Source organism: Labilibaculum sp. DW002 (assembly GCF_029029525.1).
GTDB lineage: Bacteria > Bacteroidota > Bacteroidia > Bacteroidales > Marinifilaceae > Paralabilibaculum > Paralabilibaculum antarcticum.
This window is the reverse complement of the sequence record NZ_JAKJSC010000008.1, coordinates 131,281-153,071: the sequence shown is the minus strand read 5'-3', so window position 1 is coordinate 153,071 and position 21,791 is coordinate 131,281. Positions and strand designations below refer to the sequence as shown.

The following is a 21,791-nucleotide window of genomic DNA, read 5'->3' as shown; positions in this document are numbered from 1 at the left end:
TTGGTGTTGGAATGAGCACCGAACTATTTTTAAAGGAATTATTTACTTTGGAGAGTCGAACGGAGTATTGATCTGTAGCAGACGAAAACCACTACCATGAATGTTCTCTATTATAATGCTGGGATCAGACTTTAAATACTTTCTGAGCTTAGTAATGTACACATCCATACTTCGTGTAGTATAGAAGTTATCATCGCCCCAAATCTCTTGTAAGGCTTTTTCTCTTGGTAATATATGATTTAGGTTTTGACTTAATAAGCAAAGTAATTCTGATTCTTTAGGTGATAATTTTTGTTCTTGAATCTCATCTCGTAGAGTTCGTAATAGTGGATCAAAAGTGAATTTACCAATTGTATATTTTTCATCTATTGGTTCCTTAGCAACATTATTGTTGCGGGAGAGAATTGCTTTAATCTTATAAATTAATAGTTCAGAATCAAAAGGTTTGGTAATGTAATCATCAGCTCCTAATTGATAACCTTGAATAATATCTTCTTTCAATGTTTTTGCAGTAAGAAAGATAATAGGAATGTTAGGGTCGATTGCTTTAATTTTTTTAGCGAGGGTAAAACCATCCATTTCTGGCATCATAACATCTAAAATGCAAAGCTTGTATTTTGAAGTTAGAAAGGAGGATAAACCATCTTTTCCATTTTTGCATAAGTCAACATTAAAATCAGAAATTTCAAGATAGTTTTTTAGAACGGCTCCGAAATTAGGCTCATCTTCTACGAGTAATATTTTAAGATCTTCTTTCATATTATACTTTTAATGGTAGTGAGATGGTAACCATGGTTCCTTCGTTTTGTTTGCTTGTAACTTCGATATTTCCATTGTGTTTATCTACAATTAGTTTTACGTAACTAAGTCCTAAGCCAAAACCTTTTACATTGTGGATATTACCTGTTTCGGCCCGAAAGAATTTTTTGAACGCTTTTTTTCTGGTGTCAGTACTCATACCAATTCCTGAATCCTTAATCCAAATTTGTATTTTATTATCAATTCCTCTTGTTCCTATTTCAATTTGTGGTTCTGCAAGAGAGTATTTTATTGAATTGTCAAGCAAATTAAATATTGCATTTAAAAAATGAACTTCATCAACATCGCATATATCATTAACAGCCTCTAATTTGATAATGAGTGATCCTCCTTTTTCGTCGATTTGGAGTTGAATATGCTCGGCTGCTTTTTGAAGGATTTCATTAAGATGGTTGGTCTGAGGATTGATATTTAGTTCGTGTTTTCCGAATAGGGATAATTGAAGAATATTTTCGACTTGTTTATTCATTCGGAAATTTTCGTCCTTAATGATAGATGTAAAATATCGAATTTTATCTGGTTGACCGATAACTTTAGCATTATTTATTGAATCTGATGCTAGAGCTATAGTGGCGATAGGTGTTTTAAATTCGTGCGTAATGTTATTAATGAAATCGGATTTTATATCACTGATTCGTTTTTGTTTTAGAATGAAGGAAATAGCATTTATAAAAGTGAAAATTATGAATAAGGTGAATATTGCAGATAGAATTAGTAAGGAGAATATAGATTCATAAATGAGTGTAAAACGATCAGGGAAATTTAAGGATAACTGACTATTAGATAGGAAAATATCATTTGGGAAAAGAGTTATGCTGTGAGGAGAATTAAGTAAGGTTTTATTAAGTGTAGAGTCCGATGAAACAAGGATTTGTTTTGAGTCTCCGTCTATTATTGCATAATTAAATGGAGAAGAAATATCAAAATTTATTAAACTTGTTTCAATTTCAGTAGGTAAATCTTCCTGGCTAACACGATCTATAATTGTAATATCTTTTGATTTAAACTCATAGACTACTTTTTCGACAATATTTTCGATTTGCCTTTCTTTATTTTCTATTCTAATTATTGTATCCATGCTTGTTACATGAATATCAATATCCATTAGAGAGTCAGATTGATTATTGGAGTGCCAGAAGTTAATCGATTTATTTGAGCTGCTATTTGCAGAAACGATTATTTGAGTATCACCTGCATTCTTATTTTCTAGTTTTTGTGTGGTTTTAATTTTGATATGATGTTTGCTACCATGCTCTTTCTCATCAATGAAATCTCGAATTGCATGAATTTCAATATTGGATGGATGTGTGTTACTAACAGAATGAAGACCTTTTCCTATAAGAAAAACGTTTTCTTTTTTCTCAAGGTTTTGTACAACCTGATGTAATGCCTTATTGATATTGGAATCAAAAGTTTTTTCTTGAATATGGATTGCATTTTTTATCCATAGGATTTGAACACCAATTATCCCTAAAAGAGAAATGGACATTAAAATAATTAATGTGCTTATTAGTTTTTTGCTCATTGTAAATTAATGAATTGCTATTTGAAGATACAATTCAAATTTACAAAGCACAAGCAATTTATCGGGTTAAAGCTGCCCTAATAATCCTTAAAGAAAAGTTAAAGGATAAAAAAAGGGACTACAATAGCCCCATTTGTTTTACACGCTCCAAATCTTCTGGTGTATCAATACCAATTGATTCGTGTTTTGTCGTGTCGGTTTGAATGATGTAGCCATTTTCTAACCATCTCAATTGTTCTAAAGATTCAGATAATTCTAAAGGGCTTTGTTCTAGTTTTGTTACTTCCATAAGGGCTTTGTAACGATAGGCGTACATCCCAATATGCTTGAAAAAGCTTTGTTTGTTTATCCAATTTTCCTTCTCTTCGCCACGTACAAATGGAATTGGTGATCGGCTGAAGTATAAAGCTCTCTGATCTTTATTGACAACAACCTTCACCTTGTTCGCATCCGAAATTTCATCAGAATTGGATATTTTTTTAATAAGGGTTGCGATTTCTGTCGAAGGGCAAGAAAAACAGTTTTTTAAGGAGCTGATTTGTTCTGGTTGAATAAATGGCTCATCTCCTTGAATGTTAATTACCACATCAAATTGTGAATTTAGCTTTTCTGTGATTTTTAATGCAGCTTCTGCGATTCGATCCGTTCCACTTTGGTGATCAGGCGAAGTCATGATTACTTTTCCTCCGAAGCTTTTAACACACTCCTCAATTCGAAAGTCATCGGTAGCCACCCAAACTTGCTCGAGTGCTTTGGAAGCTTGTTCGTAAACTTTCTGGATCATTGGTTTGCCACTAATATCGGCAAGAGGTTTGCCTGGGAAACGTGTAGAGGCATACCTTGCGGGAATAATTCCTAAGAATTTCATTCGTGATTTATTTTGCAGTAATTAATTAAGTGGCAAAGTAAACAAAAATTCAGAACCTTCACCTAATTTACTATTTGCCATTATTTCCCCACCATGACCTACAACTATATTTTTCGCAATAGCTAAGCCCAATCCTGTACTACTTTCGTTGGCTGTAGTTTTCGCACTTGTGGTTCCAAATTCAGTAAACAAATTTTTAACTTCTTCTTCTGGAATACCAACTCCCTGATCGGTTACTGAAATTTGTAAAAAAGCATTTGTTTCGATTATACTCACGGATACCCTTGTTTCAGGATTTGAGTATTTTATTGCATTACTGAGTAAGTTATGCAATACTTGTTCTATTTTACTTTTATCAATTTTTATAGAAGGATTCTTTATTTTGGAGTTAAAGTCAATTTGGATCTTCTTCTTTTTTGCAAAAATTTTATTGATTTTAATTGTATTGATTACGATATTCTCAATGTTAATCTTTTCTTTATTAAGTTCAAGTTTTCCCAATTCAATTTTAGAAATATCAAGTAATTCATTGAGTAATTGCAGTGAGAATTGGCTACTGTCTTTAATTAGATTTAAAAATTCAGTTTTATCTTCTTTTGAAAACTCATCAAAGGAATCAATTAATAACTCAGAAAAAGAATTGATAGCACCAATTGGATTTCTTAAATCGTGAGCTGCAATTCCTAAAAATTTAGATTTTTGCTCGTTTAAACTTTTAAGAGAATCATTTTGTTCTTCCAGTTTTGCTTTTTGTTTTTCCAATTCTGTATGATCATCAACAATTACAAGTATATATTCCTTCTCGTTATATTGAATGTGTCTTGTTGAGTAAAGAAAATGTTTGGTGTCTTTTGTTGTATCGTCAGCATAAAAATCTCTAGTTAGCTTACGATTATTGGTAGGTACTTTTTGCGACATATTCGCTAATATATCGTTTCGTAGTTTACAATTTTTACAATGAGACGTTTCCCCGCATAAGGCCTTTTCTTCAATTGCGAATTTGCAGCCCAAAGCATTACCGCATAAATCTCCAAGAATTTTTTCTTCTCGTTTTTGGAATAAAATTGAGAAAGATTCATTTATACTTTCTACTCGAGCATTTGTATCTAAAATAAATAAAGCAGAAGTAATATTATCAAATAGAATGTTTAAAAATTCATTGGATTCTTTAAGATTCTTCAGGTTAATTGCCATGAGCGAGAAAGTTTATAAGAAATGAAATTACCTATTTTATTACGTGAGGGACTGAAAAAAGATACGGGAAATTAACAATCTTTAATGATAATAATGAAGTAGAATTGCTTACTAAATTGAAAAAGTAGTAATTTTGTCAGGTAGCATGAAAAAATTTCATGTTTTTTACTCTCGTAATAATCAAAATCAGGTTTTTGATGGATGTACAACAAATAAAATTACGATTTGGAATAATTGGGAATACTTATGCCCTAACCCGAGCAATAGATATTGCTGTGCAGGTGTCACCAACAGATTTATCTGTGCTGATTACCGGAGAAAGTGGTACGGGGAAAGAGGTTTTTCCACAAATTATACATCAATTTAGTGCCCGTAAGCATGCCCCATACATACCGGTGAATTGTGGAGCCATTCCGGAAGGAACGATTGATTCTGAGCTTTTTGGTCATGAAAAAGGCGCGTTTACAGGAGCTTTGTCCGATCGTAAAGGGTATTTCGAAGTGGCTAATAATGGAACTATTTTTCTTGATGAGATAGGGGAGTTACCTCTGTCGACTCAAGTAAGATTGCTACGTGTTTTGGAAACAGGTGAATTTATGAAAGTAGGATCATCTAAAGTTCTCAAAACAAATGTTAGAGTTGTTGCAGCTACAAATATCAATATTCCTCAAGCTGTAAAAGAAGGGAAGTTTAGAGAGGACTTATTTTACAGATTAAATACGGTACCTATCGTCATGCCTGCACTACGTAAGCGTCGTGAAGATATCTATTTGTTATTCCGAAAATTTGCTCAGGATTTTGCAGAGAAATATCGTATGCCTGCTTTAAGATTGAACGAGGGTGCACAGCAAATTTTAAGTGCTTATCGTTGGCCAGGAAACATTCGTCAGTTGAAAAATATTACAGAGCAAATCTCTATTATAGAGAAAGAAAGACAAATTGGAGCTGAAAATTTACAGCCGTATTTGCCTCGGAATGATGAACAAATGTTACCAGCTCTTTATACCGATAGCTCTAGTAAGGATAAAACATTTTCATCGGAAAGAGAAATTTTATATCAAGTGCTTTTCGACATGAAGAAAGACATGACGGATCTTAAAAAATTGGTTTTCGATTTGATGCAAAAGGATGGTGATTCATCTAGCTTGCAAAAAGATAATGCAGTACTGATTCGTAAACTGTATGAAGATCAGGAGTTTGACATATTGCAGCATCAAGGACAAAGTCAGCCTGCAACTAATATTCCTACACCAAATGATTCAGTAATTCAGGATACAGAGGTTTTTGTTGAGGAATCTTTATCATTGGAAGATAAAGAGGTTGAATTGATTAAAAAAGCCTTGGATAAGCATAATGGAAAAAGAAAATATGCTGCTTTGGATTTAGGAATCTCAGAACGTACTTTGTATCGTAAAATCAAAGAGTACGATATCAACTAAATATTTACAAATTATTGTTATTTTTATTTTTCATTATATGAACAAGATAAAAACCGTTTTTTTAAGCTTAATTATTAGCATTTTCGTGAGTGCTTGTGGACTTACTAAAGTTGGTTACAATTTTAGTGGAGGTTCTTTATCTCCTGAGGTAGAGTCATTTTCAGTGCAATTTTTTCCAAATAGGGCACCCTTGGTGAATCCGAATTTGAGCAATAAGTTTACCGAGGATTTAAAAGAGAAATTTAGAGGGCAAACTACATTAAATGAGATTGTTGATGCAGATGGACACTTGAATTTTGATGGTGAAATTACAGGTTATCAAACAAGAGCTTTAGATGTTACAGCAAATGATATTTCTGCTACCAACCGTTTAACGATTACGATTAAAGTTCGTTTCACAAATGAGAAAGAGCCTGACAATGATTTCGATAAGAGTTTTTCAGCTTTCGCAGATTTTGACAGTACTCAGCAATTAAGTGATGTGGAAGATTCTTTGGTTGAAGAGATATTAGAACAAATTATTGATGATATTTATAATGCAGCGGTTGTAAACTGGTAAGAATATGGATCAAAGTTTATTACAAGATTGGATAAAGAATTCGGGGAATATGGATCGAAATAGTCATCGGGAATTAAAAAATCTGATTGACCAATATCCCTATTTTCAGACGGCTCATCTTCTCTTGTTAAAAAACTTACATGATAACCAGAGCATTCGTTTTAAGGAGGAATTGAGAAATTCAGCCTTATTTATTCCAGACCGCAGACAATTATTTCTGTTGCTTCAGGATCAAATCAAAATTCAATCAAAAACTTCCGAAACTGAAAATCTTCCTCTAGAGGAGGATAAGAAGGCAGAAATAGAGATACAAGATCAAAATGTTGTTGCTGAAGCAAAAGATGGTGAACCTGAAGCAGCAATAGAAGTAAAACAAATTCTTTCAGACGATGATAAATCAGAAGAATTATTCGATTTTTCGGATGATGAAACAGCTGTAGTTTCAGATACGGAAAATACTCTTGATGAAAATGTAGAAGCTGCAAAAGGAGAAATTTTAGAACTTACCGAACCAACAGAAAAGAAAGAGCAGAGTGATTCTGAAATTCTTGTTGCAGAAACAGAAGTATACCATATTGGTTATGGAGGTAATTTTTATACTCTGGATCAGAAATCCAATGAGGATGAAATAGAGTCGAAAGAGCCAAAAGAAAATCATTCCTTTACCGATTGGATGGATGTGGTTGATGTTAATGAAACTTCGGATGAAGAGCAGCAAAATGATCAAAATTCTCGACATGAAAAAGTAAAGAGAGGAATTGATCTTATTGATAATTTTATTCAGAATGATCCTCGAATTGAAAGAAATATTAAAGTAGTTGATAAACAAGAAGATATTTCATTGGACAGTTTAGAGGAAAAAGATAGTTTTATGAGCGAAACTTTAGCAGAGATTTATATTAAACAAAAGCTTTTTGATAAAGCGATATCTGTTTATGAGAAATTAATGTTGAAAAATCCCGAAAAAAATATTTACTTTGCGAGTCAATTGGAAAGAATAGAAAAATTAAAAAAATAGATAAGTATGTTTACCTTTATTTCAGTATTGATCCTTATTGTTTGTGTACTAATGGTTTTAATCGTTTTGGTACAAAACTCAAAAGGAGGCGGATTAGCTTCTAACTTCTCATCATCTAACCAGATTATGGGTGTTAAGAAAACTACAGATTTTCTTGAGAAAGCAACTTGGGTTTTAGCCGGAAGTTTATTAGTACTTTGTATCTTAACAGTAACAACTATTGATCGTGGAGAATTAGATGGTCAAAAGTCACAAATTGAGCAGCAATTACAGGAAACTGAAACTGCTCCTGAAACTCCAGCTTTCCCAACTGAAGCTCCTTCTACAGAAAAGGATACAGCGAAATAAGAAAATATTTTATATCATTGATATAATTAAATGTCAGTATGTCATAACATGCTGACATTTTTTTTGTACCTATATCATTCTGTTTTTCAGTACATTTATTGATTCGCAGAGGGAGAATTGATCATTTATTCTTAATAAAGAAATTAATTAAAGGCAAAAAATAATCTGAATTCTGAAAATATGTCAACGATTTTTGTTTGGCATGGAATATGAAAGGGAAAGGATCTAAAAAAGAAAATAATAACTTAAAATATTTAAAGAAATGGCAGAATTAAAAGGAAAGATTCTTGCGGGCAAAATTTTAGTTGTCCCAATGGCAATAGAAGAAAAAACAGCTAGTGGCATTATTATTCCTGATTCAGCAAAAGAAAAACCATTACAAGGTAAAGTTGTATTGGTAGGTGCTGATAAGAAAGACGAGCCTATGGAACTACAGGCTGGTGATACCGTTTTCTACGGTAAATATGCAGGTACAGAATTGAATATTGATAATGAAGATTATCTATTGATGTCGCAAGCAGATATTCTTTACATTGCTTAATTGCAGTTTTAAATCCAATTAGTTTTAATCATTAATTATTAGAGATGTCAAAAGAAATTAAATTCAATATAGAAGCTCGCGATCTACTAAAAGTAGGGGTTGATGCTTTAGCAAATGCAGTAAAAGTAACTTTAGGACCTAAAGGTAGAAATGTGGTAATCGATCGTAAGTTTGGTGCACCACAAATTACTAAAGATGGTGTTTCTGTTGCAAAAGAGATCGAATTATCAGATCCGGGAGCTAATATGGGTGCTCAAATGGTAAAAGAAGTTGCATCTAAAACAGCTGATGACGCCGGTGACGGTACAACAACTGCAACTGTTTTAGCTCAGTCTATCGTAAATGTAGGTTTAAAGAACGTAACTGCTGGTGCAAACCCAATGGATTTGAAGCGTGGTATTGACAAAGCTGTTGAAGCCGTTGTAGCAAATATCAAATCTCAATCTAACGAAGTTGGTGACAACTACGATAAGATTAAGCAAGTTGCTAAGATTTCTGCAAACAATGATGAGACAATTGGTTCTCTTATTGCAGAAGCAATGGAAAAAGTAAAGAAAGAAGGTGTTATTACAGTTGAAGAAGCAAAAGGTACGGAGACTTACGTAAAAGTAGTTGAAGGTATGCAGTTCGACCGTGGTTATATTTCTCCATATTTCATCACGAATGGTGATAAGATGGAAGCGGATATTGAGAATCCATACATCCTGTTATGTGACAAGAAGATTTCAACGATGAAAGAGTTGATGCCACTTCTTGAGCCTGCTGCGCAAGCTGGTCGTCCACTGATGATTATTGCTGAAGATGTAGAAGGTGAGGCATTGGCTACTTTGGTTGTAAACCGTTTGAGAGGTTCATTAAAAGTTGCTGCTGTTAAGGCTCCGGGTTTTGGTGACAGAAGAAAAGAAATGCTTGAAGACCTTGCTATTCTAACAGGTGGTGTTGTTATTTCTGAAGAAAAAGGGCTAAAGCTTGAACAAGCTACAATTGAAATGTTAGGTCAGTGTGAGAAAATTACAATTGACAAAGAGAACACAACAATTGTAAATGGAATTGGATCTAAGGATGTAATTGATACACGTGTTGCTCAAATTAGAACTCTAATTGAGAATTCTACTTCTGATTACGATAAGGAAAAACTTCAAGAGCGTTTAGCTAAGTTAGCTGGTGGTGTTGCTGTATTGTACGTAGGTGCTGCTTCTGAAATTGAAATGAAAGAGAAGAAAGACCGTGTGGATGATGCTTTAAGTGCAACTCGCGCTGCAGTTGAAGAAGGTATTGTTGCAGGTGGTGGTGTTGCTTACATTCGCTCAATTGCTGCTTTGGAAGGACTTAAAGGAGATAATGAAGATGAGACTGTAGGTATCGAAATCGTGAAACGTGCAATCGAAGAGCCGTTGCGTCAGATTGTTGCTAATGCTGGTGGCGAAGGAGCTGTAGTTGTTGATAAAGTTAAAGCTGGCGAAGCTGACTTTGGATACAATGCTCGTATTGGTGAGTACCAAAACATGATTGAAGCTGGAGTAATCGATCCTGCTAAAGTGTCTCGTGTTGCTCTGGAGAATGCCGCATCTATTGCTGGTATGTTCTTAACAACCGAGTGTGTATTAATCGAAGAGAAAGAAGAAGAAGCTGCAGCTCCTGCAATGCCTCCAATGGGTGGTGGTATGCCAGGTATGATGTAAGAAAATTATATCTATTATATATTAAAAAGGCGACCTTGTGTCGCCTTTTTTTATTGTTTTAAAGCAGGCATTAAGAATCTTTCCTTAATTAATTTTTTGTTCAGTTTTCTACACATGCTATTATACATCGACCCGGTATAATCATATTGGCTTCCCGTAGAGTGAATTTTCCCTACCCAAACAGGCTGCAAACTCTTTGCATCAATTAAATAAGCGTGAAATTCGGCATTAGGACTTTCTGTAGTTCTAATATCTCCATTGCAATTTATTCGTTCGCTTACATTATAATAATATGCTTTTTCATTTATTACAAGAATGGCTTCTGATTCAAATTCATTTAGAGTCATCATGAAATCATTGTAATCAACATCTATATTAACTTTAAATTGATCTTTTGAGTTGGTAAGTATTGTTCTTGAATTTGCAATGGTATTTTTAAGAGAATGCTCCATCAGATTTCTTCTATCCATCGCATCAATATTATTTAAAAAATCTCGGATATAGTTGTTGTAAGTTTCTTCGTTAAATTCCTTTAGTAGGATATCATTAAAAAGTGTAACAACAAAAATCTTCTGGTAATATTCCTTCGGTTTTTCTATGCTTTGATAGGATACATATGAACTTGCACAAGCATTTGAAAGAATAAGGACATATATTATTAGTACGTTTCTCATGATTTGTTATTTAAGATTAAACAAATAGATCTCTTTGTTTATTAGACAGTTTACTGTTGAAATACACGTATTCAAATTTTATATTTATCGCTTATGACTATCAAGATAGTTGCATAACTACAAAAATAGTCATACATTAGCGCCATGAAAGAATTAACCAAGGCGGAAGAACAAATCATGCAATATTTATGGAAGCTTGAAAAAGCTTTCCTAAAGGATATAATCGAGGAATTTCCACATCCAAGACCAGCTTATACAACAATCTCTACGGTTGTTAGGGTTTTGGTTAAAAAGGGAATTATTGGATACAATACGTTTGGGAAAGTAAATCAGTATTATCCATTGATATCAAAAAATGCTTACACTCGCGAATTTATGAAGGGAATGATGAAGAGTTTTTTCAACGATTCGGTTGGGGGATTCACATCCTTTTTTGCTCGCGAACAAGATTTATCTCTTTCAGACTTAGAGGAAATGAAATCACTTATTGAGGAACAAATTCATAATAAGAAGGAAAATGGCTGAATTCGGAATTTATTTATTGGAATGTAGTTTCTGTATGGCCGGATTTTATTTGGTGTACCGATTTTTCTTAGCACAAGATACCTTTGCGACCAGAAATCGAATTTATCTTTTGCTTTCAGCATTAATAGCCATGTTTATTCCTTTGTTGAATTATTCTTTAAATGAGGAAGTGATAACAATTACAAATCAATTTGTATGGGAGCTAGAAAATTCATTTCACAATGAGTTGGTGCAAGTCACAGACTTGGACGAACACTCATCTTCCTTTTCTTTCTTATCACTATTGATTGGTATTTACTTCTTGGGGTTTTCATTTGCTTTACTTCGAATTGCAAAACATGTAGTTCATCTTGTTAATTTAATACAAGCCAATGAAATAAAAATCAGGAATGGGTTTAAAGTTGTATCTGTAAACGAAAATTCTTCGCCGTATTCTTTCTTCGGATACATCTTTTTAAATCCCAAAAACATTACTCAATCGGAACAAAATCATGTTCTTTTGCACGAATCAATACATGCACGACAAGTACATTCTCTTGATTTAATTTTTATAGAGTTGCTAAAAGTATTGTTGTGGTTTAATCCTTTCATTTATTTAATAAAACGATCACTGATCGAAATGCATGAGTATTTAGCCGATAGAGAATGTTTAAAAGAAGGAGTTGATAAAATAAGTTATCAGACTGCACTTTTAAAAAGCGTAGAAAGTCAGATGATGCTTACTTTAACCAGTTCTTTTAATTCATCGTTAACATTAAAAAGAATAAAAATGATTAAAAAAATACATACATCTCAGTTAGCAAATTTAAAGTTATTACTGGCAATACCGGTTCTGTTAATTAGCTTGCTAAGTTTTAGTTTTACAGAAATGCAAGAGCCTACCATTGATGGTAATTTTGAAGCTTACTATCCATCAAATGATATCATTTTTCCGATAAAGCCGGGAAATAAAATCTTCATTTCAGCAGGTTACGGAGAAAGAATTCATCCCATAACGAAAAAGAAAAAATTTCATAAGGGAATGGATGTTGCTGCACCAAAAGGAACACCTATTGTGTCTGTTTTAGATGGTGTTGTGAGAAAAGTAAATGAGAACTTTGAAAAGGGTAAAGGTTATGGACGATTTATAATTGTCGATCATCAAAATGGAATGTCAAGTTTGTACTCCCAAATGGATTCTTATGCCGTAAAGGAAGGGCAAAAGATTTCAAAAGGAGATGTTATTGGTCAAGTTGGTTCTTCTGGAATATCAACAGGACCACATTTGCATTTTGAGTTGAAAAAAGATGGCAAACATGTAAATCCAAAAGATTATTTTAAGATGGATTTATCTGCTTATAAAAGATAAAAAGAAAAGGGATCGTATGATCCCTTTATCTTTTGTGTTTTTCAATTTTTTCCATAATTACTTCTTGAACTGGCCGATTTTGTATTTTTGAATCCAACCAGGAAATGAGATCCAGATATAGAAACGCTCTTTTTTCAAAAGGATCATTGACCCACTTTTGTAATTCCACTCTAGATTTTTTCAATTCATCAGTTAATTGATCTGGGCTTATAGAACTCAATTTTCTTAAGAAACGTAGAATGTATTTTTGGACTTCTTGTAAATCGTCCATTTTTGCAAGGAAACGATAGGTAGAACGGATTTGATATTCTAGCAGTTCTGTATTTTCCAATTCGTAGTGACTAATCAAGTTTAGGATTCTACCGAAACAATGGATGTCACCACGCAAATTTGTATCTCTTACATCCGAAATACGATTTAAATACTTTATTGCCTCTTTGTATTGACCATTGCCAAAATACAAACAAGCTATTTTGTAATAGAAAACCAATGCACGATGGTTGTCCATTCCAAATTTATTTTCCTCTAAGAAATTCTCAATTTTTGGAATTAAATGAATCCCTTTGTCAAAAGTTCCATCCATAAAATGTCGGTTGATCCGATGCATGTAGAGGAACATGTGTAAAAGAATATTTAAGTTCGAGTTGTGCTTGAACTGATCTTCTTTTTCTAACTTTCTAAGCAGGCGCAGATTCTTTTTAAAAGTACTTACGTGATTAGTGTAAAACAGTGCAACCAATACGTTATTTAATCCTTTTAAGTACAAATCTGTATGAATATGTATCATTTCTGGATTCGTTAAAAACAAATCGACCCATTTTTGGGCATACTTATAGCACAATAAAAAATCTTGCACAATTAAATAGTACCACACGTAAGATTGATACAAATACAACTTCTCAAAGAAACTTAAGGATTGAATGTCGTGTGAACGCAGGTTGGTATTGAAAAATTCTTGAACCATCAATAAATCTTTCTCATTTCGTACATATCCAACTTTAAGGTATAAGCCATAAAGGCGAATCGACATGTTAGAGAAAAAGACAACACCGTCCATCGTTTTACTGATTTCAGTTGCTTCTCGGGTAATCTCTTCGGCTCTGTTCTCAATACTTTTGGTAATGTATTGAGATTCAATCAATTTTTCGAATTGGATGATCTCAAAAACAAGTATGTTCTTCTTGTTCTTTCTAGCCAATACTTTTGTTTTGTCTAATATTCGTAGACTTTGCTGATACAATCCTTTGTTGTAAAGAACTTTTGCATGATCGATTTGCTCACGAATGTTTATGCTAACATCATGATTTATCTGAGTTAATCGTAAGCTAGTAAGTAGTTGTTTGTATAAATGTGCTTTTAGGTTTGGAAGCTGAGATTGTTTTATGTCTTTGGCTTTTTTTAGAATAATCAATTCATTGTATTCGTCCAATCGGTCAAGTACATCAAAAAGTTGTAAGAATTTTGTCTCCTTATCGCTGCTAATTCTATTCGCATACAACTTAAAATTTCTTTTCTCAGATTTCGAAATCGATTTAATTAATTGAAACAGAGGGTCTATTTGTTGTTTAGGCATTGTACTGGTTGTATGAGTTAACTGCTTTAAAAACAGGTTTATTGATTGCTTTCATATTGTTTGAACTTCGTAGTTTGTATTAAAAAATGATTTTAATAAACCCAATACATGAGCTACTTTTGAATCATCAAATCAAGAGAATGACATTTAAAAAATAATCTTGAAGCGGAATATGAATACAAGCAATCTGTTATCAAAATTAACAAAATCCGAGAAACTTGAAACAGTTAACGGATTAAATCAAGCTCTTGAATGTATTGGAGTAGATCAAATGAACAAGAACATTAGCCAAAATCAGGCAATGGAAATTGGGAAGGTGATTGTAGAAAAATTTGCTGGAGTAATGGATCTAACCAATTTGGTTGAATCTATTAAAGAGACAGTTTCGATTGAAGAATTGGAATCATTTAAAAATGAGATCTCAGGTAAATTAAATTCGGTAGTTATTGCAACTACACAGGCTCCAATTTATCAGAAACGAATGGCTACTTTAAAAAGTAGTTTTGAGGAAATTTCTGGTGATAACGTACTTTGAAAACCATTTGTAATTGTTAACCCAATTGCAATTTATTAGAGAGTTAATAACACTATCCCCCTTGTGTTGTTAATGATCTAACTATTAACCAAACATGAAGAATACTAAGTTGTGACGTTATAGTGAGGAATTAACGATTTCTTTTTGGCTTGTTAGTAAATATTTACAAATGATCCAATCCGTTAGAATTAGTAGTTTAAAAGTAAGTTAGGTGTGATTATACTTTTTTAAGGAACATTCCATACTTAATCGGAGCGCTTATATTCTTCTTGTTTATATACCTTGTACGTAGGTGTATTTAAATTGACCATCTTTTTGATTATGTTTTAATATTTAGTTGTGATAACCGGACCAGATTCTTCTTGTCCGGTTTTTTTATGCGTTAAAACCAAGAAATATTTAGATGCTGATTTTGAAATATAAGCGTACAGATGTAGGAACCGTTTCGGTATAGATACTTATCGAATTGATTTGGTTTAAAGGGATTCGTTCGTAAGATTCGTAGGTGATATTGTTTGTATCAAGAATATTGTGAAAAAGGACACCTAATTCGCATTTGATCTTTTTAGGGGCAAATTTGTAGATAATTGCTGCATCTAATCTGGTGTAATCAGGCTCTGCTACAACTTCTTGTCTTTGAGAATAAATTGGAAAGCCCGAACCATAAATGTAATTGGCAGAAATATAGAAAGGCTTAAGGGCTAATAAACCAGCGGTTTTGATTTCATGGCGCTGATCATGCAAAGCTCTTCGGTATTCGATATTGTTAAAATAATCGAATTTTTCGGTGGTTTTACTTAAGGAGTATGAAACCCACAAAGTGTGATTTCCGATATCTTTTTTAGCGAATACATCTAAGCCTGAACTTTTACTTTGACCTGTGCTTATGTTGCCCTCATTTCGAAATTTATAATAGCGAGTATGCCCGTCAGTTTTTTTATAATATCCTTCTAAACTAAGTGTAAAACCATTTTTATGGTATGATGCTCCCATAACATGATGAACAGATTCTAAAACAGGAATTTCTTTTTCGTCAGCACCAACCCAGATGTATCTATAACTACCATTTGCGCTTAGTACCGAACTCTTCGTAATAAATTGTTTGTATAAACCCCAAGCTCCGTTAACGGCTATGCTTTCGGTAAGTTGTAAGCTCAATGAGATACGCGGTTCCCAATACAATTTTTTTAGTTTAATTGGATAGTTTGCAAGAAACCCTGCCTTAATTGAAATGCCATTGCTAACATTTAGGTTGTTTTGAAAATAATAGCCTAGTCGGTCGGCTTTTGATTTTATATGCAGGATGTTTATATCTAAGGAATCTTCTTTTAGATCAACTTCGTTGTTGATATAATTAATTCCAGTTTCGAAATTTTGATCTTCAGCAAAAACAAAAGTATTTTTAAGTGTTGCCCGATGCTCCATAATTTTGTTTCTCGATTTATCATCTCTTCTAAAAAATTCTTCATCCGTGCGAATTCGACTAATCGAGACAACATCACTAGTTCTTGTTTTTAGTTCGGATCGGGAAAGGGAAATAGAACTGGTATTTCCATTATTCCAAACTTTGCCATAATTTATTGAGCCCCCAAATTGATCATTACCTTCAAATTTGTGTTTTTTCGCATTAGTAAAAGATTCTGTGGTTATATCGTAAGAGTATCGGTCTTCACCACCCATTAAACTAACAGAGAAATTATCACCATTTTCCCAATTGGTAGAAAATTTAAAGTTTAAATCATGAAATTTGTAATCAGGTGCAACATTTAAATCTAGAAATGATGGAGTGTCAGTATTTTGATTTGTTTGTCCTTGCAAACTAATGTTCGATGTTCCGTATTTTATTTGTTCATCTTTAAATAGGTTGTAATAGGTTTGGCGAAAAGCGACCAAAACAGAAGACCTTTTGCCTATTGGCTGTTCGTAAGATCCGCTTGCGGTAATGTTATTTAGGGTAAGGTTTAGGGTTGGTTTTAATTTACTCCCATTTTTGCCTGTTATGTGAACTATACCACCTACACGATCGCCATATCGAGCATCAAAACCTCCTTTTAAAACTTCAATATTTTTGACCACTAAAGGGTTTACAGCACCAATATCATCATAGAAATTTTTTAAGCCCCAAAGTGTAATGTTATCGAATAGTACTTGACTTTCCCCTTCGTATGAACCCCAAATAATAAGGTCATCTTTTTGTTCCCCTGCAGCTAATATTCCTGGTTGCAAGCGAAGCAATTCAAATACAGAGTTGTCGTTATTTGTTGGCAAAAAACCGGCAATTTTATGATTCAATTTTAGGTTTCCCGATTGATTCCCCATTCGGATAAAGGTTTGAACGATTTTATCGGTAACGATAATCTCTGGTAAATCGGTACTAGCTGCCGTTAATAGAATGTTTTGGTTGGGGCCTTCATTAATTAAAGTGTCGTGAATAAAATAGCCCAAATGAGATGCAAGAATTCTAAAAGTGCTATCAATGTGGGAGGTAAATGAAAAATTCCCATGCTCATCAGTGGCCATGGGTAAATCATTAATCGTAAGATGTGAAAAGGGCAGAGGTTCCAAACTCTCTTTGTCGAGTATTTGCCCAAAAACTCTGTGTTGAACAATTTTCTCTTCTGGGAATATTAAATAAACCTCATTCGATTTTTGATAGTTGAGCGGGAATTTTCGCAACAAAAACTCTATGGCACGATCTTTCGATTGAAAAGATTTGTTTACGCTAACAGAATATTGCGAGAGTAAATTATTGTTGAATGAAAGTTGAAAATCATAAGTATCCCGTAAGTCAATCAATACTTCACTCAAAGCTTGATCTTTTACATCGATTATTACTTTTTGAGCAGAAATATTTGAATGAATTAATACTAGGATTAGCAATATGATAATTCGATTCACTTATTGGGCTTTTGTGGTTATAATATAATTATTATTAGGGCCTTTCACAAATTTTAATCCCATTGGCATACAAACATTATACAATGTGCTATCAACCGATTTCCCTAGATCAAAGTTTCCGGTATAAGTTGAACTAAATTTTCCTTTCTCTACGATGTTGATATTATATTGCAATTCGATTTCTTCAAAAACAGTACGAATAGGAGTGTCTGTAAAGAAAAATAAATTGTTACGCCAAGAGATTTTAGCTTCAGAATTGTCACATTTTCTTAATTCGAGTAAGCCATTTTTGGTAACGTAGGCATGATCGTTTGGAAGCAAAAGTATTTTATCAGATGTTAAAGTGGAAACGACTTTAACTTTTCCTGTGTAGCAAGTAACCTTGTATTGATTTCCTCTTGCATAAATATTGAAACTGGTTCCTAAAATATAGGTTTTACCATAGTTCGATGCAATTTCGAATTTACTTCCCTTGGTGATCTTAAAAAATGCTTCTCCTTCAAATTTCACTTTTCGTGATACTTTCCACCAGTAAGGTTTGTAAGAAATACTTGAGTTTGCATTTAAATCCACCTCAGATTGATCTGGAAGAAGTACGCTTAGATGTTCCCCTTTAGGACAGTAAATTGTTTTTGTATATAAATTGATAAAACCAGTAAGTCCTAAAAGAATCGCAATACATGCTACAGCGGCATATTTCGCCCACTGTAATTTAATAACTTTTACTTCTTTAGCAGGAGCAGCCGTTTTCATCGAAAGCTCTTTCCAAACATCATCTTTTGATTTCGAAAAGGACATTTCAATTTCTGGAAGTGAATTTAAAAAATCCATATCCGAGTTGAGTTCGTTATGTTGGTTGTCTTTTTTCATTTATTTTCCTAATGCCTTTCGTAAAAATGAAAGAGCAGATGTCATTCTCTTTTCAACAGCTTTTACACTTAATTCCAGTTGGTCAGCAATTTCTTGATATTTTAAGCCTTCCATTCTGCTCATCAAAAAAACAACTCTTTGTTTTTCAGATAGATTCTTGAGTGCTGTTTCGTATTTTGTTTGTAATTCCTTGTAAGCTAATTCATCCTCCGGAGAGTGATTGTTAACTGAAGGAGCTAACTTAGCTAAGTATTTTTGGGCTACCTTTTCTCTTCGGTATTTACTGATAAAAAGATCGTTCGAAATTTTGTAGAGCAAAGATCGTAAAGGTTTTTCTTCAAAATCTAAATGTTTCTCCCACAATTTCATAAAACTATCTTGTGCAATATCAGTAGCCAACTCTTCATCTCCAGAACGATAATAAATATAGTTCCTGATTGAATCGAAATACTTATCAAATAAGAGTTTAAATTCTTCTTGTGTCAAAGCTAGAGGATTGGTTTAGGTAAAAATAAACTTTTTTAGCGAATATTAGGGTGCAGAGGTGATTGTGATCTTTCCCTACACCCTAATGCTAAGTGGTTGTGAATACTACCTAGTTTTTCTTATATCTTTTGTGCTTACCAATTTCAATCTCTTTGCTTACAACTTCACCATCTTCGTTAGTGTAAGTATATGTTGCAAGGTTATCACATTCACCATCACCATAATCAAAAGTTGCAAATTCTTCCTGGTTCTGCGAGAATGTTACCAATCCGCTTACAATCATTCTACAAGTTCCGATTTTTGTTAAAGGATTTTCTTCATCAATAACTTTAGAATATTCATTTTGTTCTGTGTCAACACAAGTTACAGATCCTCTAATTTCAATTTTATCATCGCTGATATCCCATTTAGTATCTAAACCAGCTACCCATTCTCTAGTTCTATCTGCAGATCTGAATAATTCTGTTCCATCAGGATAAGTGAAAGTAAGCTCACTTGTATATTCCCATTTTCTTGATACTCCTTGTTCTCCAGTGAATTCCATTCGTTTTGTACCATCCATTGCTACAGAATCAATCATTAGATCGAAAGTAATTTCGCGAACAGCGCCATCAGTACGTGGACGTGCGGATAATTCAATTACAACTACACCACCTATAACAGTACCGTTGTAAAGAACAGTTGAATCTCCATAATTTACTGTTATTGTCATTGGAAATCGGCCATCTTCGCCAAATTCGATAGATACTTCAGGCATTTTATCTGTTTTGTAGCGTTGCCATTCCATAAATAATTGTCCGTATCTATTTTGGTATCCTTCTTTGGTTCCAGTTGGTTGATCGTACTCACTTTCCATAAATGAAAATAAATCAACTTCGTAATCTGCAACCTCAATAATTGTTTCTGAAGCCTCTTCTGATGCAACTACAGTTTCGATAGAGTTGTTCAATTCAACTTGTTTTTCATCTAAAACATCAACTACGTCGTCTTTGTTGTCACAAGAGAAAAAAGATATGGCTAAACCTATTACTAGTATAAAAGAAAACTTTTTCATGATCGTTATTTTATAATTTTACAATTAAGATTTTGAGCTCGTTTGTATGTGAACCGATAAACTAGAATCTTACCCTACTAAAAAATGGAAATAATTTTTTCGAAACTTAATTCTTTTGAGATGAATGTAATGTGTTAATCCGGTTAAAATATAGTTTGACATGCGCCATAGAATTGTTCATAATAAATATTTAGATGTGGGGTTACCTTTTTAACAATATTAGAATTAATAGGGTGTAATCTATATTTGAATTACGAGCTACTACTTAAGACTAGGTATGACTGTTAATTATAAACTAGTATGGTTAAGATTTTAGATGTTGTGGAACGATTGATGAGAATGGATCGTCTGATTAAAGATGGGCGAACTGGGAGTGCAAAGAACATGGCGAATGAATTAGGAATTTCCAGAAGTCATTTGTTTAATCATTTTGATGAATTTAAAGATTTGGGGATTGAAATAAGTTACAATAGAGATTCTGGTTCTTATGAGTATTCAGGAGAAATGGAACTTGAAATACAAAATCCATTTAGAGTGATTAAAAGTGAAAAGCAACTTATTGATATTAATGGAGGAGGTTTTTTGCAAGAGTCCAAGTTTTCTGGATTGCTTGTGATTAATTTTGATTCAATATTGGCATATTCTCTAATCTGAAATTAATACTTCTCAATGAAAACTATTTTCCCGAAAGAAATAATAGATCATACTACCGAAGCTCATTTTGCAAAATTTAATTCAAATATTAAAATTATTTATTTGCTTGTTATTGTTTTACTAATTGCTGGTGTTCTTGCTTTACCTGTTGTGAATGTTCCGATTACGCAACAAGGTAGAGGTACTATTCGTAGTTTAAATGAAAATAATAATGTGATTTCTGCTATATATGGACAAATTGCAGAAAATCGACTACATGAAAATCTACAGGTAATAAAAGGAGATACACTTTTAATTTTGAATGCTCAAAAATTGGATAACGAATTGAAATCATTAGGTAGTAGATTGGATTTAAATAATGAGTTTAGAAAAGATCTGGAAATGCTAATTAATTCCAGTTCTAAGCGTTTACAAACATTCCTTTATCAGAATGAATTGGAGGAGTACAATCAAAATCTTATTGAGCTAGATGCAGACATAAAGCAAAAGAAAAGGGACTTTGATTTGAATAAAACCTTGTATGAAAAAGAGGTCGTGGCAAAAGTTGATTTTGAAAAAATTGAATATGAATTGCAACAAACACATCAAAACAAAGATATGTATGTGAAGCAGAAGAATTTGAAATGGCAAACAAGTCTTAGAGATCTCGTGAATGAAAATATGGATTTGGAAACGAGTATAATTCAAAATAATAAGGAGAAACAAAATTATGTGATCACGGCTCCTATATCAGGATCAATTACACATTTTACAGGAATTCAAGCTGGGAATTTTTTGGCTCCCGGGCAAACTATTTGTCAAATATCACCAGCAAGTGGATTAATTGTTGAATGTTATTTGTCTCCATCTGATATTGGATACATAAGAAAAGAGATGAGTGTGAATTTTCAAATGGATGCTTTCAATTACAACCAATGGGGACTTGGCAATGGAAGGGTGATTGAAATATCTCCTGATATTTTTCAGATTGAAAACAATGCTTATTTTAAAGTAAGGTGCAGTATAGATCAGAAGCACTTGAAATTGAAAAATGGTTACGAAGGTAATTTGACGAAAGGAATGAGTTTAACCGCTCGCTTTCAGGTTACGGAACGAACATTATTCCAATTGCTGTACGATAATGTTGATGATTGGCTGAATCCACGCTTAAAATCATAAGTAAGATTCTTAAGAATTTTCTA

21 protein-coding genes are annotated in these 21,791 nt (G+C 33.1%); 11 read left to right on the top strand and 10 right to left on the bottom strand.

Annotation, left to right across the window (positions count from 1 at the left end):
- Positions 1–42: 42 nt before the first annotated feature.
- From L3049_RS19685 to L3049_RS19670, 4 genes are all read right to left on the bottom strand, one after another.
- Positions 43–759, bottom strand: a complete 717-nt coding sequence (locus tag L3049_RS19685; RefSeq protein ID WP_275111545.1) for a response regulator transcription factor — start codon at positions 757–759, stop codon at positions 43–45.
- Position 760: 1 nt separating this feature from the next.
- The gene (locus L3049_RS19680) at positions 761–2,344 is read right to left on the bottom strand and encodes a sensor histidine kinase (protein WP_275111544.1); all 1,584 of its coding nucleotides are present in this window, start codon (positions 2,342–2,344) and stop codon (positions 761–763) included.
- A 118-nt stretch (positions 2,345–2,462) separates the two neighbouring features.
- Positions 2,463–3,212: a 3-deoxy-manno-octulosonate cytidylyltransferase gene (gene kdsB, locus L3049_RS19675; protein ID WP_275111543.1), complete on the bottom strand. Its 750-nt coding sequence runs from the start codon at positions 3,210–3,212 to the stop codon at positions 2,463–2,465.
- Positions 3,213–3,233: 21 nt separating this feature from the next.
- The gene (locus tag L3049_RS19670; RefSeq protein ID WP_275111542.1) at positions 3,234–4,406 is read right to left on the bottom strand and encodes a sensor histidine kinase; all 1,173 of its coding nucleotides are present in this window, start codon (positions 4,404–4,406) and stop codon (positions 3,234–3,236) included.
- A 194-nt stretch (positions 4,407–4,600) separates the two neighbouring features.
- On the opposite strand from L3049_RS19670, the gene L3049_RS19665 reads away from it, so the two are divergent.
- From L3049_RS19665 to groL, 6 genes are all read left to right on the top strand, one after another.
- The gene (locus tag L3049_RS19665) at positions 4,601–5,845 is read left to right on the top strand and encodes a sigma-54 interaction domain-containing protein (protein ID WP_425440825.1); all 1,245 of its coding nucleotides are present in this window, start codon (positions 4,601–4,603) and stop codon (positions 5,843–5,845) included.
- A 37-nt stretch (positions 5,846–5,882) separates the two neighbouring features.
- The gene (locus L3049_RS19660) at positions 5,883–6,404 is read left to right on the top strand and encodes an LptE family protein (RefSeq protein WP_275111540.1); all 522 of its coding nucleotides are present in this window, start codon (positions 5,883–5,885) and stop codon (positions 6,402–6,404) included.
- Positions 6,405–6,408: 4 nt separating this feature from the next.
- Complete coding sequence (locus tag L3049_RS19655) at positions 6,409–7,422, top strand: hypothetical protein (protein ID WP_275111539.1); 1,014 nt, start codon at positions 6,409–6,411, stop codon at positions 7,420–7,422.
- Positions 7,423–7,428: 6 nt separating this feature from the next.
- Entirely contained in the window at positions 7,429–7,770 is a 342-nt protein-coding gene (secG, locus tag L3049_RS19650; protein WP_275111538.1) for a preprotein translocase subunit SecG, read from the top strand.
- A 262-nt stretch (positions 7,771–8,032) separates the two neighbouring features.
- The gene (locus L3049_RS19645; protein WP_275111537.1) at positions 8,033–8,311 is read left to right on the top strand and encodes a co-chaperone GroES; all 279 of its coding nucleotides are present in this window, start codon (positions 8,033–8,035) and stop codon (positions 8,309–8,311) included.
- A 44-nt stretch (positions 8,312–8,355) separates the two neighbouring features.
- Positions 8,356–9,993, top strand: coding sequence for a chaperonin GroEL (gene groL / locus L3049_RS19640; RefSeq protein ID WP_275111536.1), 1,638 nt, complete (start codon positions 8,356–8,358; stop codon positions 9,991–9,993).
- A 50-nt stretch (positions 9,994–10,043) separates the two neighbouring features.
- On the opposite strand, the gene L3049_RS19635 is transcribed toward groL, so the two are convergent.
- Positions 10,044–10,667 (bottom strand): hypothetical protein, encoded by a 624-nt coding sequence (locus L3049_RS19635; protein WP_275111535.1) that lies wholly within the window; start codon positions 10,665–10,667, stop codon positions 10,044–10,046.
- 144 nt (positions 10,668–10,811) lie between these two features.
- Here L3049_RS19635 and L3049_RS19630 point away from each other — a divergent pair, with 144 nt between their 5' ends.
- On the top strand, positions 10,812–11,192 hold the full coding sequence (locus L3049_RS19630) for a BlaI/MecI/CopY family transcriptional regulator (protein WP_275111534.1): 381 nt from the start codon (positions 10,812–10,814) through the stop codon (positions 11,190–11,192).
- Positions 11,185–12,540: a M23/M56 family metallopeptidase gene (locus tag L3049_RS19625; protein WP_275111533.1), complete on the top strand. Its 1,356-nt coding sequence runs from the start codon at positions 11,185–11,187 to the stop codon at positions 12,538–12,540. Before L3049_RS19630 ends, L3049_RS19625 begins: the two co-directional genes overlap by 8 nt.
- Before the next feature lie 25 nt (positions 12,541–12,565).
- Here the strand turns inward: L3049_RS19625 and L3049_RS19620 are convergent, their stop codons facing one another.
- Positions 12,566–14,113, bottom strand: coding sequence for a hypothetical protein (locus tag L3049_RS19620; RefSeq protein ID WP_275111532.1), 1,548 nt, complete (start codon positions 14,111–14,113; stop codon positions 12,566–12,568).
- A 172-nt stretch (positions 14,114–14,285) separates the two neighbouring features.
- On the opposite strand from L3049_RS19620, the gene L3049_RS19615 reads away from it, so the two are divergent.
- Entirely contained in the window at positions 14,286–14,648 is a 363-nt protein-coding gene (locus L3049_RS19615; protein WP_275111531.1) for a hypothetical protein, read from the top strand.
- 399 nt (positions 14,649–15,047) lie between these two features.
- Here the strand turns inward: L3049_RS19615 and L3049_RS19610 are convergent, their stop codons facing one another.
- From L3049_RS19610 to L3049_RS19595, 4 genes are all read right to left on the bottom strand, one after another.
- A complete protein-coding gene (locus L3049_RS19610) occupies positions 15,048–17,546 on the bottom strand; it encodes a TonB-dependent receptor (RefSeq protein WP_275111530.1) in 2,499 nt (832 codons plus the stop codon).
- Entirely contained in the window at positions 17,547–18,416 is an 870-nt protein-coding gene (locus tag L3049_RS19605) for a FecR family protein (RefSeq protein WP_275111529.1), read from the bottom strand.
- Positions 18,417–18,902 (bottom strand): RNA polymerase sigma factor, encoded by a 486-nt coding sequence (locus tag L3049_RS19600; protein ID WP_275111528.1) that lies wholly within the window; start codon positions 18,900–18,902, stop codon positions 18,417–18,419.
- A gap of 109 nt (positions 18,903–19,011) precedes the next feature.
- Entirely contained in the window at positions 19,012–19,956 is a 945-nt protein-coding gene (locus tag L3049_RS19595; protein WP_275111527.1) for an adaptor complexes medium subunit family protein, read from the bottom strand.
- Between the two features lie 300 nt (positions 19,957–20,256).
- Here L3049_RS19595 and L3049_RS19590 point away from each other — a divergent pair, with 300 nt between their 5' ends.
- Together L3049_RS19590 and L3049_RS19585 are read left to right on the top strand one after the other, a co-directional pair.
- Positions 20,257–20,610, top strand: coding sequence for a hypothetical protein (locus L3049_RS19590; protein WP_275111526.1), 354 nt, complete (start codon positions 20,257–20,259; stop codon positions 20,608–20,610).
- A gap of 15 nt (positions 20,611–20,625) precedes the next feature.
- A complete protein-coding gene (locus L3049_RS19585) occupies positions 20,626–21,768 on the top strand; it encodes an HlyD family secretion protein (RefSeq protein WP_275111525.1) in 1,143 nt (380 codons plus the stop codon).
- Positions 21,769–21,791: the final 23 nt, after the last annotated feature.